Source organism: Streptococcus sp. 3.1, from assembly GCF_016648915.1.
Taxonomy (GTDB): domain Bacteria; phylum Bacillota; class Bacilli; order Lactobacillales; family Streptococcaceae; genus Streptococcus; species Streptococcus salivarius_E.
The window spans coordinates 1-16,835 of record NZ_JACLQV010000021.1 but is presented as its reverse complement, the minus strand read 5'-3'; the positions used below and the strand labels follow the sequence as shown (position 1 = coordinate 16,835).

Sequence of the window (16,835 nt, the reverse complement as noted above, 5' to 3'; positions counted from 1 at the left end):
TGTGAGAAACCTTGATTTTAAGCGATTTTTGAAATTCTAAATTTCACTACATTGCAACATAAATCAACCGAATCACTACCTTTTTCACTACCTTTTTTGAAATAAGAATAATGATTCGGATATATAAAAGAAGAGGAACTTTAGTATGAAGCTCCTCTTTTTTATTTGTTCTTTTACTTACAAATTGTGAGACCTGGTTGGAAACACTTTTATTTGAATAAGTTTCAATATCCGCTTAAAATCAATGTTTTCCCACATTTACAGAAAACAGAATTTCATCTAATTTGAATCAATTTCAGTTGAATGGTATGAATTTTACCCTAAAAATACACAAATTGAGCTAGATTTTACCAAAAAGTTCCCACCATTTAAATTGTTATAACTTTATACATTTTATAATAGATACAAATTCATAATGAAATTAAACGATAAATTTCTATAACAATTGTTTCAAAGTAAAAATTTCAGTGAATAGTCATTCTAAATTATCACGTTTGAGTAATTCTTCAAAAATGATTTGAAACACATCTTTCTCAATAAAACTCTTTAATAATCTTATATTTTCAAAAGAACCCACATGTTTCATATACGTTTCTTTCAAACCATAATTATCTATAATTTCCTTATCTGCTTCTGATAATTGAGAGATCACATCATCAAAAATATTATCAACTACTCTAAGCAGTTCAATTTCTGTTAAATTTTGAAATTCTATCTTTAAATCAATCCTAGAAAAGATAGGAAGGCCAAGTTTTTCAGCAATTTCTTGATCATTACTAAAATTTGTTGTCAAAATAAATATACAATTAGAAACATCTACCAAGTAATTTATATCTTCCAACTCTCCCTCATCAAACATTTGATAAAAAACATTGTATAAAGCGCTATTTACCTTATCAAATTCATCAATTAATACAACATTGGTTTCTCTGGATAATAAATCTTTAGCTAATGAATTTTTACCGTGAGTATCTCCGAATATATATTTGTATGCTTCCTCAGTTTGCATCATCGAAAATTGTATTCGAGTCAATTTTCCGTTAAAATATTCGCTCATTGTTTTAGCTAATTCAGTTTTACCAACTCCTGAATTTCCGTAAAATAACATGACAAGAGGAGACTTATTTGTTAGGGTACTTTTCTTTAGTAGACCAATTGAAATATCTTTTTTAGCTTGCTGTTGGCCTACAACATTAGAAGAAATCATATGATTATAGAAATCAATAATTTCCTCATTATCTATTCCCCGATAGTTTGAATAGTATTCTTCTATAATATTATCAAACTGAACTCTCAAGGAAGTCTCTACTCTCTTGGGAGGATTTTGTATATAAAGATGTTGAATGTCATGTCCTAGAAGTACAATATTATTAAAATTTGATATCACGTGATCCGTTACAGAGGCATAATCATCAGCAAAAATAACAACATTTTCAATCTGTTTTTCGCCAAATCCATCTGGAGCATATTGTGAGGCATTTATATCATTGGCTCTCACAGTAATATTATATTGTCGAATAAGCTCCATAAATGGAGTGAAGTCTTCAACGGCTCTCTCTTTTAATAATTTATTAAAATCTCTCTTAGAACCTTTAAAAAGTATAATACTATCCATTTAGTTCACTCCTGCAAGTATTACATCATAAACTGGATATTTCTGTTCTGGGCAAATCCTATCATTTTCTAAAATTCCGGTAAAAGATAGATTTTTCTGTTGTAAATTAAACTGTGTCTCAAAATTTAAGTCACTAATAGTCGTTGCACCGACTTTTATTGAATAAAGTTTAAGAGTCATTTTTGTTAAATCATGAATTCGATAATTATTTTTAAAAGAATTGATATTAAAACGGAAAATTCTCTCAATTTCGTGTGCTTTATTATATCCTATAAGTTCAAAATAACCTTTAATCTCTCTAATCCCAGAATTAAGTTTAGAAAATGACATTGATACATTTTCCATCCCATCTATACTCTGGGAACCTTCCATCATTTCTGAAATTGGTGCAATCATAGCAAAATAAGACATCGAATCCTCACTTATTTCTAAAGTATAATTTTCTGTAATATCAACAAGAAAATTCTTCTTGCGTAACTCTACAGTATCTAAAAAATCATACAATAGAGAATTTTCAAGTATTGTCTTTGCTATTTTATTTCCTTGAATTCCACCTGAACTAGTAGCAGAAAGAGTAACTGAACCACTTAGTCCTGTCATTTTTTCAAAAATTGTTTTTAAAGCACTATTTTTACCAATTGTTCCTTCAGCATCAACTTCCACACCCGTTTCACCTTGTAATGTTGTCATAAGTTCAGTTGTTTTCGTTAATTTTCCCTTGGATTCAATCTGTAAAAAATCCATTGCTGATGATTCATCGAAATAAATTACTTTTTTTAATGTACTCATAAATTAACCCTTCGTCACTTATCAATTTCCTCCAGCTCTCTCAACCGTTCCTGTCCCAACTTCAACATCTCTTCCTCCACTTTACTCCATTTTCCGAAGAGGCATTCTTGTAGAACTTCTGCTGCTGAGGTTTGATCTACTTGCGAATCATAAACGCACGATTGATCTCTTTGATAAATTTGAATTTGTCTAAAAAGCTGATCCTTTTCCAACTCCCGTAAATTCTCAACCAAATGTTCTACAATTCTATCATGGTGTGCTTTAGGAGTTGCTCTAGCTTGACTAGGATTTATAGCATAGAGCTCTTCATAACGTATCAAGGTGCTGAGATAGGACAATTCCGGCTTGGTCGTAATCAGTGCAAGTGAGACTTGGTAACCTCTAATTGCCAATAATTGTGCCGTTTTTCTAGGAACTTCTGTTGTTCTCAAGGTGCCCTCGATTAACAAATGATAACCTTGTTTACTCAATTCATCTACGAGATATTCAACCATTTTTCCCGCAAACACTTTGGTATAATCCACACTATCTTTGCCATACTTTTCCTGTAGGCTAAGGTAGTTCGGATGAAAAGAGCGATAACTATCTCCATCAATGATAATGATATTACCTTGAAATTCCCTTTGTTTAATACGATGAATCGTTGTTTTCCCAGCACCACTCTGTCCACCTAGCAAGATAGCCTTGGGCTGAGACGAAGTTGTTTTACCACGAGTTAAAGAACGAACGAGTCGTCTGGATGCTCGTTCAAAATCATCTTGACTAAATTCTTCTAGTTTCATTAAGCCACCACCAGATGAGTTGCTTGTTCTAGCATCCGTTCAATGCCATCCAAATAGCCATTATATCGCTCTACTTCATCAACAGTCCCCACAAGATAAATCTTCGTGTTCAGCAAATCAGACAAATCATCGCTCATTAGAACCCAAGGATTAGAAGTATCATCAAATGCAATTCCTTGTACATCTTGAAAACGATAAAGTTGCGCTAAGATATTCACCCCTCGTTCTTTAATTACTTCAATTTTTAGAGTGAGCTGGTAATCTTCTACTGGCGTGAGCATCTTTTCCTCTCCTACAATATCTATATAGGAAACATTAAATTTCTGACAAATACGATCTATTAATTCTGTTGAAACTGAACTTGTCCCATTTTCATAACGACTCAGACTATTTCGAGAGATACCAATAATCTTTGCGAACTCAGGTTGCGTTAAATTCTGTGTTTTACGTAACGTTTTTATATTTTCTCCAATCATGTAACTCCTCCTTTTATTTATTTCTATTATAGCACAAAATTTAGAAACGCACCAAAAATGGTGCATTGTTATAGCTGAGAGATAAAATGTCACACATTCAATTATTGAAGAAAAAATCACTATAAGGCTGTTCAAAAGTCTTTGAGGGTATAAAAAATAAGAAAACTACAATTGAAAACATATTAGAGATAGGAATCTATGGTATACTAGTGATAATAAATAGTTATCGTAGGAGAAATCTAGCGTGAATAAAAAAAATAAGAGTTTTTTTGAGTAGACTTAATCCGTTTACTAAAGAACAACAGTACTTTATAGAAAAATTAAAAAGCACCTTAGATAAGTACAATATCGAAAGTATAACATTGCAAGCAAAAGATTATTCACCATATGAATCTCTAACAGTTTTGAATGAATTATATTAAATAATAACAAAACGTTGATATTACAGCGTTTATAGCATGCTAAAATAACAATACCAAACCTTTACTGAGGTGAATAGGAATTCACTACGAATCAATACAAAAGAAAAACGCTGATTTCAAGCGTTTTTCTTTTTGATAAATACAGTAAATTGCACTCACTGTATTTCAATTCAAACTCTACTTTTTTCGTAAGATCTGGTTGCATAGCTCATAGCCCTAGATAATTTCAAAACATTGTATTTATCACACTTTTCCAAATACTCAACAATTACATTAGTTTACTGAAATTGCTTCGGCTTACTCATTAACTCACTTTTGAAGTTTTCGTAAGAGTCCGGTCCGCCATACTTTTCTTTTATATCTTCGTATTTGGCGAAATATCTATCAAAATCTCTATCAAATGTTCTTTGTGACTCAATAATGTATAGAATTAACTTACTTATTTCGTCGAAAGATTTTCTCAATCGAATCACTTTCATTAAATCTAAAGTTCTAATTATCTCTGTGGTATCCTCATTGAAGTTTTGTCTAGTGTTATCAAATGCATATAAAACTTCCCCATGGGCAAATTTATTTCTCAACGAGTATAGTTCGTCTAAATCACTAGAAATATAGTTTTTTATTTCAGTGTATCTAAGATATGCAGTTTTATAGTTCCTTTCCAAATTTTCATAGGACACTTCATAAGTTTTTTCAATACAATAGTCTATCAATTTCTGCCATTTGTCAATAAATGTAGTTGCTGCAAATACTGAATTCCTTAAACTATCGTCTGCATGTTATGAATATATAATTTTATATAAGTAACATTCTGCTACTACTGTAGATGCAATCGTTAAAGGACGCAACAATAATTTTTCTTGAAGCTCTTTATTTGATCTAATACAATCCTTTATTAAACGAAAAATCAAATCATACTCTTTTTTGCATTCTCTTAAATTTTTAGTTTCATATATAAATTTAGTCACTTGATTCATAAGCACTCCTATTCAACTCGACATGCCTAAACATACAATACTTTTATATGCTTGGGCACGTCGGGAATCGAACCCGAATAAAGATTTATGAAATAATTCTTTATGTAAGACCACTTGACCACACCACATTAATATATGATAATTGAAAAGTACACTTGACTTTTGATGTACTTTTCTTAAATCAATAGTTTAAGTTTATTCTTCACTTTATTTTAGGTTCTTCAATTTTTGTAAGTTTTTCATAGAAGAACAGTAAGCCGACAATACGATAGTGGTCATCATCAATAGGTGTTCTTGCTTCATCTTTTTTGCTTGATACAGCATTCAAGAATACTGATTATGCTTGGGAGAAAGAAATGAATAATACTACAATAATTATAGATGGTACATTTGATTCTGAAAAAGTTATCAAAGTTTCTGGTAAGGATGCAGAGATACTTAGTGCATATTTAAATGTCATTGATAAACTGCACACTATCGAAAACTTTATAGGAATCCACGTTTTAAATTTCAATCAAATTTTTTACCATTTTGATTTAGATCGAGCTGGAACTGCCCGGAAGGTAAGAGGAATAGTTTCTGATGAATTTGTTTTAATAAATTCTTTAACCATAAACTTTATTACAAGTGGAAAAACCCTTATTGATGTAATTGAACAGTTTGATAAAAAATCAACCAAACAAATTAGTAAATTCATTAGTTCGATATACGATAATAACTTTTCATATAAATTAGCTACAACTTTACGTAATTTTGCTTTGCATGGGCATGTTCCTATATATTATAATCATGGAAAATATAGTTTTAACTTACAATATATTCTCCGTGAAGGGTCAAAATTCAAGTTTAGCAAGTCATTTATAAATTCATTAATTGATATTGCAACAAAAATACAAAAAGAACACGGAGATATTGCAAATATAGCTTATACTTCGACTATTGCTAACTACCAATATGGTGTTTTCCAAATAATTCAAGTTTTTTTACAGAACAATAAAAAGTTTTGCAATGACCTCTTTTACCAAGCAGAGAAGATAATTAGTGACCAACTAGAAGAAAATACTAATATACTATATTTTGAGGTCTTTGATGAAGTTCATTCTATTAATGTTTCCGATATGAGTGTATGGTACGACAAGTTAATTACCCATATTTCCAACGAACAAGACAACTTTGAAAAGATTTTTTCTGAATTAATTTTAAAAAAATAACTATATATACTTAGCAGGCTTTAATGTCTGCTTTTTTAGAAGGTAATTTCATTCAAGTTATTTTACTAGATGAACAAACACAAGAAATTCAAATCATGATTAGTAATTTTATCAAATCAGAAATTCAACACACCAGAGAATTGCTTGGAACTGACTCGCCCTTTCTTAACAAGAAGCAAACCTGCGAGTATTTGAAAATTTGCTACTTTCTTTACCCATTTATATTCTTAAATCTTCTTTTTAATTGACTTTCTCTTACTTAAAAATAAAGATAGTGTACCTGTCCATCCTTGGTATTTTCTTTATTGAGTTTAAAGATTTTTTTTGATTCCGGTGCTTAGTCATTCTAAATTTGCCTTTCTTTATGCTTCCGTTTCAGAAAGCCTTTCGCTATCCCACATATAGGCGAAGGGTTTTCCTTCTTGTAAACGAGCCACACTCTTAGATGTCTTATTATTCTGATTTCATCCCTTCTACTTTGATCGAGTAATTCTGATAATTTTTGACTAGTCACAAATCTGTTTGTTTCATTTCCTTTATTAATCTTGTTAACAGAAGTGGCTGATACTAATTGAATTCTGTAATCAAAGTTTCTTTTCGTTTAATAAAAAAGTTTTGGAATATCTACTTTGAAAATTACTAGAGAAAAGAAGTGAAGTGTTGCGCGTGGTATAAGAGTCAATACTAAAAGGATAGCATCATTACATGCTATCCTTAGGTCGTCCTATGATTATTGTGCAGGTCTCAAGGTTGCTGCTACTGTTCTAATAGAACTTTGTGTAAGTTCATCTTTTCTTTCTTCATCTGTGATTACACGAGGTTTTGGAAAGTTCTCGATAGGCTTTTCATGTTCTTTGGCTTGCTTTTTGGCTTGTTCAAGTCGTTGGTGTTGAGCTTCTGGACCCCAGTCTTTTTCTGCAGCAATCTCAGAGACCATAAAGGCACTATATCGATATGCCTCTGGAACAATCGTCTGGATTTGTTCTTTAGTGAAGTGGTCCCCCTCACTATAATCGACGACATCCCAAATTAGTCCGCCATTACTATCTTCTCGTGCTGCAAGGAAGTGTTCGCATCCAATAGGATTTGAGAGATTGATCATAAAGAGTTCTTCAGACCATTCTCCAGTCATTACAGCATCAATGAATGTTTTATATTCATCGTCCGAGGCAAAATTTAGATGCCCTTCTTTTTCAGCTTTTTGAGCTTCACATAATACCTCAAATCGTTCCTGGTATAGTGAGAAATTGTACTGCTTCAAAAAACTTGCTTGTTCTGTTGTTAAAATATTTTTCTTCATCGTGATTACCTCTTATTCTAAGTTAAATGTCAGTGTTACTTTAGTCAATGGGATGTGTTTAAGTCCCCAAAAGCCAGATTTTAGCAGCACTTTGAACATACCAGCTACATTTCCTTCTGTATCTTGTCTAAACTTTTCATCTCTGATTTCCGTAAGACCTTTAAATTCATGAGAAATACTACTAGCAATAGATAAACGCATCGACTCTTTGATATTGTCTACGGTGTCAAATCGTCCTCTGATATTTGCATTGTGTCTATCATCAAAAATGATTTTATTGATCTGACCTTTGCTGAAGTTTCTTAAGGCAATAGCTACAACATAAGGAAGTGCAATTCCCAATGTAACTAGTGGGTGTGTCAGAATATCAAAGACAATACCTTTTAAAGTGGTGATAAGTACGATATAAGCCAATGCACCTATCAATTTAAAGTAATTAACTGACATCGTAAATTTATTTTTTCGATTAGCTAATAACAAACCAATACATACATAAACTACTAGTAATACCAGGGCGACAATATGAATCGTCTTTGTTGAAACATTGAGAATATTGTTTGCTAATAACAGGACTGAAGTGGCTGTTATAAATATGATTTCAAGGAAATAAATACTTTCAGCAAACCATTTCATCAGTAACATGAACATTAATTTATTATTTTTCAAAAAGACACCTTCTTTCTACTTATATGGTCTTGATTTCATAAGTCCATAATTATATAAATTATCAGTCCTCATATAAGCAACAACTTCCTTCCTAGTTCGTTTTAAAGTACTTTCTAATTATAGAAAAACAAATATCTATTTGTAACCTAGTGACACCCCCAAGAAAAAAACACAACTCTTGTGAGCTGTGTTTTTAGGGAATTATGAATTTAGAATAGGGAAAAGGAATTTTAAGAAGTGGGTGCTATCTTAGTACTCTTTACTACGTTTAGAGAAACCAAGCATGCCAAGTGCAGTAGTCAAAATAACTGCACCTGCAGTAGCAATAGCTGAAGTTGATTTTTCACCAGTATTAGGAAGAACCTTAATAGCTTGTTGTTGAACAGGCACTTCTTCTACTGGAGTTACTGGGGTAGAAGTAGGTCCGCCAGACTCTCCTACTGGTGCTGCTGGTGGTGTATCGAATGAAACAAGATTTGATTTATAGGCATTACCAAAATCAATCTGATAGAAATCATTTTCTACAGTAGTACCTGCAGGGACTTGCAATGTAGCAGGGAGATTAACTGTTACATTATTATTTTTTAAAATGTAGTCTTGGTAATAATCTACTGGATTTTTGGCTACCCAGAGATAGAATTCACCAGTTGGGTTAAGACCAGATTCATTTAGGATCTTGTTGATGGCATCAGTACGTCCTTCATCCGAAAGTACGTGATACATATCAAAGAGGTCTCTGACATCTTTGTTTTGACTATCGATAATAGTAATAGCATCTTCATCTACAGTGAAAGCACCATCTTGGACATCATCGAGGAGTGCAAATTTAAGTGCTTGTTTAGATGTAGCCATATCTTTGTATGGGCTATAGTCAGTCGTCAAATGGAAGGTTACTTTATCATCGTCAGTAGTTTTGCCGTCGATGTCATTTCCACTTGAATCTGTAACAGACTTATGTGGCTTAGGTGCCGTTGGTGTCTTGTTAGTGACAGTATTAGAGAAGGTTTCATACCCATTGCGACCAGATTTATAAGTATTATCATAGAAGCCGTTGTCATCAGAGGCTACAAACTTGATAGTAGGTGCTTCAAGAGTTTTACCTTCATATTTAGCCGTAAATGTGTAGGTCTTAGAAGAATCATCATAGTCAACGTTCCAACCTTTAGCCTCATTTTCAGCTTTGTTGGCTTCGATGTTAGGAACTTCTCCAAATTCAAGAGGATCACGTGTGGTCACGGTATCGCCAACTTTTGCATTCGCAAAGATGTTTCCATTATTCAAAACGTAGGTATGTTCATCATTTTTAGGAATCATCTTACCATTAACATTTTCGCCGTCGCTGTTGAGGACAGTTTTAGTTACAGTTGGTTGGTAGTCCATCTTGTAATCATGATAGCTTACAGATGGAATTTCTGGTTTAACAGGCTCACTAACCTTTTTAACTGTAGCTGATGGAACCACGTTTGGATTAGTGAAATCAAGACTCAACTGACCATGAGTATTGATAATCCAGTTATCATCAATGTTAAGAATTGGGATAATACCAGTAGTTTCGCCTGGTTTCAAGACATAGGACTTGTTAAGTGCAATACTACGATTGATATCTTCCGCAAAGCTTGAGTTCCCGTCGTGGTTTACTGAGTAAATCTCTTCCCCGTCAGTGTAAACGTGGTAGTTAAGATTTTGGTTGACACCAGTATTCGGACGGTTACTTGTATAAGAGTAGTTCCACAAATCGAGACTATTAAGTGTTACAGTTGTCGAACCGTCTCCGTTAGCAGCAGACGTGAAATTAACCTTACCATTAAGGGTACCTGTACCCAAAACACCCAAGCTATCATTAGCTGAGTCATTCATATCATGCGTGAATGAGAAGGTTCCGTCAGGATTAACACTACCATTTTGAACAGAGTTCCCGTAAGTCAATTGATCAACATTTTGTGTTGTCACACGTCCATCAACATTAACGTTAGCATTATCCTTCATAGCAGCATAATCTTTGTTAAATTTGTCGATGGTTTCTTTGTTCGAAGCAATCTGCTTGTTAACCTGTTCAGTATAGGTGTTGTAATCACCTACATTATTACCATCCCCACTTGAGATTTCAGTAGCTTCAGCTTTAATAAGTCCATTACTATCTTTAACCGCTTTGTCTACTTGGGTTTCAAGTGTATCGTGTGCTTTGTCAGCTGCATCATAGGCTGATTGGCGTCCAGATGCGTCCTGGGTAGCTTGTTTGATTGTAGCTACTTGTTCATTTTGGTCGGCCTTGATTTCAGCTTGCTTTGTTGCAAGATCTTCAGTTGTGGTTGGTGTCCCTTTGTCTTGCGTAGCATCTTGTGTCACTTTAACCCCACTATCTTTAGCGGTAGCAACTGCATCTGTGACAGCTGTGTTGTCGATAGTTACCTTTTCAGCTTCAGTAGATGTATTAGCCTTTTCAGCGTAAGCGTTATTATCATTAGTACTTACTGGTTGTGTAGTAGCTACTTCTGCTACTGTTTCAGTAGGTTGTGAATCAGTAGTGTTTGTTGCAGTCGCTGTGGTTGTTGGAGCAGAGACATCTGAAGTTGCAACAGCTGTAGCTTGTGACATAAGGCTGTCTGCGTTTGCTTGTGAGGTAGCCACTGGTTCTGAATTTACAGGAGCTTCAGTTACTTCATCTGCGGATGCTTGAGAAGTTCCTCCAACGATTGCTGCAGCACCGAGTGCAAGTACACCTACAGCTCCGTAGACTTTATTTTTACGAATAGAGCCCTGTCCTTTCGTGTTATTTGAGTCTTTAAACATTTTCAATAATCACCTTTCTTAGTTTGAGTACCATTTATCTTGTTTCACAGCTGTACGTTGGAGACCAAGTGCTGCCAAAATCAAGAATCCAAAGGTAACGAGTTTTGTTCCAGCTTCCCCTGTTTCAGGAAGTGTTACCATTTCTCCTGCCTCGGTCTTAACAGAGACAGTTCCATCCTCATTCACTGCTCCTCCTGCCTGTGAAGCTGGAACTGAGGCTACAGAACCATCGAAGTTTTGTATGACAAGATCACTATTGTTTGTTGAGACAACTTTATAACCAGTATTTGTGACGACTGGTTGACTAGGAGTCACATTAAGTACAACTTGTTTTGTTGAAGGAGAAACGTCCCCTGGTTTAGGTGCTTCTTGAACACTCGTGTCGCTAACTTTAGGAGTTTCTTCAGTTTTAGGAGACTCAACCACCTTGTTTGAAGTTGCTGCTGAAGGTGAAGCAACTTCTGTACGATTGTCTGATTTATGTTCAGATGGTGTAGAGACACCAGTTCCATTGGTTCCGTCAAGAATATGAGGAGTGTTTGTAGCAGTTTCAGATAGTTCTGGAGAAGTCGATGATTTCTCAGAAGATGTTGTTCCTTCGCTACTTGGTAAACTTACACCTGTTCCAGATGTTCCATCAGATACTTTTGGTGTTTCTGAACTTGTTGAAGAAGATTCGGCCGAAGTTGATGAGCCACTAGGTGCTTCAGAACTTGAAGCGTTATTCCCTTCAGTTGGTGCTGGGGTTGGTGTGGCAACCGTTGACCCTTTATCATTAACAGTATTTGTTGAACTTTCACTGCTACTGCTAGTGTTATTTTCACTATTATGGTTAGCAGTATCCGTAGCGTTAGGCTTAGTAGGAGTTTCAGTTACTGTGTGTTCTGAAGGGGTAGGAGTTTCTGATGCAGTTGAAGTTGTATCAGAAGTAGAGTTTCCTTCACTTCCTTCAGAGGTAGCTGTAGACGTTTCAGCAGTTGTACTTGCATTTTCAGAAGTCGTAGGTGCAGCCTCAGAAGTTTCTGATGTCTTCCCTTCGTCTTGACTTGGCGTAGTAACACTTGGTGTTGTAGGTGTAGCTACACCAGTACCAGTAGAACCGTCGGTTACTTTAGGTGCTTCAGCAGTTGGGACATCTGTAGTATTGGTACCAGGTGTCGCTGGTGTTGATGAAGCGGGAGGAAGAAGTGTATCGGAGTGTCCAGTCGCAACAGTAGCATTATCTGTTGGTCCAGTTGGTGCGGCAGTTTCGTCTGCTGATACCCCATTATTAACCAAACCTGTTGCTACAAGGGCTGTTAAAAAAGCTCCAGATTTTAGGATCATTGAACGTTTGTTTTTATCCATAAATAAGCAATTTCCTTTCTTAAAAAATTACAATCAGATGATAGCAAAAGTCATCCCTGACTCAAACCCAGTGACACCCTATGAAAACACAAAAAAAGAGCATACTGCTCTCTTGTAATATAATATGGATTGTATTGTTGCCTAATTAAAAGCTCGTCTACGCATTGAAATCCCAATTTCTTGCCAAGATACCTCCATATCATCAGAAGGAGTGTCTCCTAATAGGAAAACGGACTTATTATGGAATAGAGCATCAAATCCAATGTCTTCATAAAAGAGTTCTTCGTCATCGTATTGAAAGCCAGAATCAATATCGAATTCATTGTTAAATATAGCACGGCAAATAAAGTACGCACCAAGACCATAGTAAGTAATAGCTTCATTGGAACCTTTAGGTGTAGCTTCAAATCGGTAGTACTTCTCTACTTCAATGGAGTTTTGAGCATTGACTTCAATAGGCTTAAGATAACAGTACCCAAGACTAGCGAGAGCTTCATCTAATTGCCGACGTAGAGGGCTTTTTTTATGAGCGATGAGACCAGGAATGGCATCCGCCTTACTATCGAGAAAGTCATATGCATTCAGAAGAATCAAACCTTTTTTAAAAAAGTCTGGGCTAGTCTGTCTGTCCAACCATTCACCTAAAAATCGGTTAATACGAGGTGTGTTCATATTTTTCTCCTTTCATAGATATTTGAATCGTCTTTTCTTAAACTAAGATTAGTGTAGCACAGAGGAAATTATAAGAGCAAGCGCAGAGAGCCCTAAATTTTCAAAAGCCATTTAAAATGAACAATTTTTTTTTAGACGTTGCTTTATCAACCTCAAGGTTTACTTGATAAATTCCCTTGTCTTGTCTTTAATACAGCCAATAGTGATCCAAAAGTTGAAGTTACAGGGAGGGGTTGCACCTGCTCCTCCTCTTTGATTTATTTCATGATAAACTCTCCCTCGTTTATGGCCCATCCAGCAGTTCACTTTACTTGAAGTCAGGTACTATTCGTGAGGCGAGGTGTTTATTTATATATTATTCTGCTGGCACTAAGTGCGAAGTGACAGTGCTTTTGGTTTGCAAATTAATAAGCTTCCTCGCCTCATTCTCTTCTAACACTTAATATAAATTGCCAATTACGGGGTGAGGGCTCGTCCTGTCATTTAAAACATTCCATATCCTACTTGAGTAATAATGTAGTCTGTTCATAATGGTATTCAGAAACAAACATAGTTATTGTTCTTCTGTTAACTGCTTTATGAAAATTTAATCCCCAAAAATAGCGATCAAGTTTAAAAACACCAAAAAAGCCAAAGCTTAAGCTTCAGCTTTTATAGTCTCAAATCATCTGTTAAGACAACATTGATAGGTTCTTCAGTATTTTTACGATACCTCTTCAAACATACCAGTGAAACAACTACCGAAAGTAATATCAATAAAACACCACATACAACCATTGCAAAGACCTGTTCAGGACGAGTGCCATAGTTCTCAGTATAGTTCAATAGTGATGCACTACTTTCCATTTTTTGGATAACATTTGGAACAAAGTTCCAGGAAATAATTGTAAAGACCGCTAAAAAGAGTAACATTCCAAACGCCCAACTTAGAACGTATCGTTGCTGACGTGTCATAAAGTCACGCTGATTGTATTCTTCAACACATAGTCCCTTATATTGTCCATCTATAGTAAAGAAACGTGGCTCTTCACCATTTTTAATTCGTTGAATATCACTTAAAATTTCAGCACTTAAGTGTCTAGCCGGTAACTCTTGAGCTAGTTTATTTTGTTCTTCAATATTTAACTCAGAAACATCATCAGTATATTTTAAAAGATATTCCTTAGTCTGTCCGTCAAATAATCTGACCAACTTCCTTAAAAGAAGCTTTGTTTCTTTTTCCATGACTCCTCATCTCCAATCGTTCTTTAATCCTATTCTCTTATTATCACCAATTCTTTAATCCCTGTGCTATGGCACTATTATATCAAGGATTAAGAAGATATGCACTTACACAAGGACAAAAATTCCTATTAGAGTTAAATATATAAAGAAAAGCTCCATCTATTGATGAAGCTAAACAAGATATGTAAGACGGATTGATTACGTTTAGTCATGTCCATGTTCAGCATGATCAGCTTCAGCTACTCCATGAACTGATGTTACTTCTATTTGAGTTGTTCCCATAACGTAATTCCCACAGAAATAGAGTTTCGCACCATCTGGGTTAGCAACCTCAAGGACAAACTGACGAACATTATCTGCTTTGGCTTTAAATACTTGAGTTGTAGCATCAGAATACTTATATCCTAGCATAAATTTCGCTACAAGCTCATACTGCATCTTAGTGCCAGTAATCGTTAAGTGATTTTGATAATCTGGCTTAACATCGGTTACGTTCTGAACTGTCTCAACATAAGAACACATTTCTTTCAGTGCATTCTTTACAGTTTGCGTATCAGCATCACCTGCAGGTGTTTGTGTTTCTAAGGTCGCAAGGGCCTCTTTACGCCATCTCTCATACTTATCTTCCTTTGGAATGGCTTCCGAGGATGAATCTTCAATCACCTGTTCGGTGCTAGGGGTTGTTACTTTTTTCTTCGGTTCATTTTTCTTAATTAACGCAGAGACCAAAAACATGACTCCAAGAGCTAGGAAAATGACCACCAAAATAATAATGTACTTAGAATCTTTTTTCATGAGCCCAGTATAGCATCATTTATACAAGAGAAAAAGGGAGTGACACCCCCTTTCATTGAAGACAAAGTGCCCAGAAGTTATACTTCTGGGCACTTTGTCTTCAATCTGAAGTAATCATTCTTTATTTTTCATTAGTTCATAAGCCTGATCGAATGTTTCACATTTACTATATGGTAACTCATTAAATATAGATTTCTCATAATTTTCATGATCCAATTTAAAGTTATTGACATTATTTTCAAAAAATAAATTTAAAGTTGATGTATCTGCAGAAAAATTTCTACAAGTCAATGCATCTACAACATGTAGAACATATCTCACATAACTCTCTATTACTTCATTCTTTTTATTTGCTAGCGTAATCGATATAGATTTGTGTGTTAGAATCCCCCAATAGTTCATTATTTTTGTTAAATAATCATTTACAAATTCATTACCATTTGTAGATGATATACTAATTGGTACTCCAACCTTACCAACTAATGGCATTACGTGAGTCCATAATGCAAAATTATCTAGAAATACTTTCATATAAGATGAAACATTATGAATAAATACCGGTGAAATCAATAATATTATATCGGACTCCATCATCTCTTTACTAATTTTTTGTCTTTCTTCATTGAACTCAATCACCTGCCTCCAATTACTTATATGGCTAAAATCAGTATTTGAAGGAGTTCTAAAAATTACTTCCGAAAATCTACTATCAGATTTCAAACTTTCTAACAATCTGTCTACGAAAATTTTACTTGAAGAGAACTCTTCAGTTTTATTACCATAATAAATAAAAATTTTCATTTTATTTCCTCTTTTCATTATAAATTTTAGCGTAGAGATTGCTAGTCTTAAGCAAAGATTCATGGGTGCCCTCAGCAACGAATTCTCCATCATCAATTAGATAAATTCTATCTGAATCCACAACAGTATTCAACCTATGGGAAATTGATAAGATAGTGACTCCAAGAGACTTTATCATATTATAAAAATAGTTTTCATTAACAGTGTCCAAAGAACTTGTGGCTTCATCTAAAATTAATAGCTGTGGTTTATTAATTATTGCTCTAGCTAAACATAATCGCTGTGCTTGACCTCCAGAAAAATTTGCCCCATGAGAACTAACTATAGTATTTAAACCTAAGGGTAATTCTTTAATGAATTCATCAAGGTGAACAATTTTTAATGCTTCCCAAATTTCTTCGTCTGTAGTACTTGAATTTCCCAAAATAATATTATCTCTTATTGTCTTATTGAAAATTGTAACATTTTGATTTACTACAGATATATTTTTTTGGAAAAAAGATTCATCTATTTTTTCTAACGGAATATCGTTAATTGAGATATTACCAGAAAATTTATGATACAAACCAGTTAATAATTTTATTATACTTGATTTACCACTACCTGATAAACCTACTATTGATACCTTCTCCCCTCTCCTTAAAATAAAATTAATATCTTTTAGAACATTATCAGATACATCGTTATATTTAAAAGTAACACCTTCTACTTTCAATTCTTGAAAGTCATCTATGCTTTCCTGACCGAGTAGCACCATTTCCTCTTCATCATAGATATCATTCAAGTAGAATAAAGAAGGTTTCACCATTATTATATCGCAAACTTGAGTAAAGAATGATGAAACATTGGCTAGAATCATACTTATTACTGAGTATAAAAAGAATATTTCTCCTGCTCTAACATTCAGATTTTGTATCGAATACAATACCAAGACAATTGGAAAAAACATTGTATAAGTACTAATGATT

General features: G+C 34.3%; 15 protein-coding genes and 1 pseudogene. 2 read left to right on the top strand and 14 right to left on the bottom strand.

Annotated features, from left to right (window positions below; genetic code table 11):
- Positions 1-475: 475 nt before the first annotated feature.
- From H7U02_RS09905 to H7U02_RS09885, 5 genes are all read right to left on the bottom strand, one after another.
- On the bottom strand, positions 476-1,615 hold the full coding sequence (locus H7U02_RS09905; protein WP_070578089.1) for an AAA family ATPase: 1,140 nt from the start codon (positions 1,613-1,615) through the stop codon (positions 476-478).
- Positions 1,616-2,404, bottom strand: a complete 789-nt coding sequence (locus H7U02_RS09900) for a DUF6414 family protein (protein WP_070578092.1) — start codon at positions 2,402-2,404, stop codon at positions 1,616-1,618.
- A 14-nt stretch (positions 2,405-2,418) separates the two neighbouring features.
- The gene (gene pezT, locus H7U02_RS09895) at positions 2,419-3,186 is read right to left on the bottom strand and encodes a type II toxin-antitoxin system toxin PezT (protein WP_070578095.1); all 768 of its coding nucleotides are present in this window, start codon (positions 3,184-3,186) and stop codon (positions 2,419-2,421) included.
- Positions 3,186-3,662, bottom strand: a complete 477-nt coding sequence (gene pezA, locus H7U02_RS09890) for a type II toxin-antitoxin system antitoxin PezA (RefSeq protein WP_070578098.1) — start codon at positions 3,660-3,662, stop codon at positions 3,186-3,188. Before pezA ends, pezT begins: the two co-directional genes overlap by 1 nt.
- Before the next feature lie 1,201 nt (positions 3,663-4,863).
- Positions 4,864-5,061, bottom strand: a complete 198-nt coding sequence (locus H7U02_RS09885; protein ID WP_070578103.1) for a hypothetical protein — start codon at positions 5,059-5,061, stop codon at positions 4,864-4,866.
- Positions 5,062-5,417: 356 nt separating this feature from the next.
- On the opposite strand from H7U02_RS09885, the gene H7U02_RS09880 reads away from it, so the two are divergent.
- Both H7U02_RS09880 and H7U02_RS11660 read left to right on the top strand, forming a co-directional pair.
- Entirely contained in the window at positions 5,418-6,272 is an 855-nt protein-coding gene (locus H7U02_RS09880) for a hypothetical protein (RefSeq protein ID WP_070578106.1), read from the top strand.
- Between the two features lie 50 nt (positions 6,273-6,322).
- A pseudogene (locus H7U02_RS11660) lies at positions 6,323-6,472 on the top strand (DNA-binding protein); the annotation flags it as partial.
- A gap of 530 nt (positions 6,473-7,002) precedes the next feature.
- Here H7U02_RS11660 and H7U02_RS09875 read toward each other — a convergent pair.
- The 9 genes from H7U02_RS09875 to H7U02_RS09835 all read right to left on the bottom strand — a co-directional run.
- Positions 7,003-7,572, bottom strand: coding sequence for a hypothetical protein (locus H7U02_RS09875; RefSeq protein ID WP_070578112.1), 570 nt, complete (start codon positions 7,570-7,572; stop codon positions 7,003-7,005).
- A gap of 12 nt (positions 7,573-7,584) precedes the next feature.
- Positions 7,585-8,238, bottom strand: a complete 654-nt coding sequence (locus tag H7U02_RS09870; RefSeq protein ID WP_070578115.1) for a hypothetical protein — start codon at positions 8,236-8,238, stop codon at positions 7,585-7,587.
- A 249-nt stretch (positions 8,239-8,487) separates the two neighbouring features.
- Positions 8,488-11,028 carry an SspB-related isopeptide-forming adhesin gene (locus H7U02_RS09865; RefSeq protein WP_201043294.1) on the bottom strand — a complete coding sequence of 847 codons (2,541 nt, stop codon included), beginning with the start codon at positions 11,026-11,028 and terminating at the stop codon, positions 8,488-8,490.
- An 18-nt stretch (positions 11,029-11,046) separates the two neighbouring features.
- Positions 11,047-12,375: a hypothetical protein gene (locus tag H7U02_RS09860; protein ID WP_201043293.1), complete on the bottom strand. Its 1,329-nt coding sequence runs from the start codon at positions 12,373-12,375 to the stop codon at positions 11,047-11,049.
- A 141-nt stretch (positions 12,376-12,516) separates the two neighbouring features.
- Positions 12,517-13,047 (bottom strand): hypothetical protein, encoded by a 531-nt coding sequence (locus H7U02_RS09855; RefSeq protein ID WP_201043291.1) that lies wholly within the window; start codon positions 13,045-13,047, stop codon positions 12,517-12,519.
- Between the two features lie 651 nt (positions 13,048-13,698).
- A complete protein-coding gene (locus H7U02_RS09850; protein WP_201043289.1) occupies positions 13,699-14,271 on the bottom strand; it encodes a hypothetical protein in 573 nt (190 codons plus the stop codon).
- Between the two features lie 204 nt (positions 14,272-14,475).
- Positions 14,476-15,006: a hypothetical protein gene (locus tag H7U02_RS09845; protein WP_260318479.1), complete on the bottom strand. Its 531-nt coding sequence runs from the start codon at positions 15,004-15,006 to the stop codon at positions 14,476-14,478.
- Between the two features lie 174 nt (positions 15,007-15,180).
- Positions 15,181-15,867, bottom strand: coding sequence for a flavodoxin family protein (locus tag H7U02_RS09840; RefSeq protein WP_201043285.1), 687 nt, complete (start codon positions 15,865-15,867; stop codon positions 15,181-15,183).
- Position 15,868: 1 nt separating this feature from the next.
- Positions 15,869-16,835, bottom strand: a 967-nt coding sequence (locus H7U02_RS09835) for an ABC transporter ATP-binding protein (RefSeq protein WP_207185676.1), incomplete at its 5' end; no start/stop codon positions are given.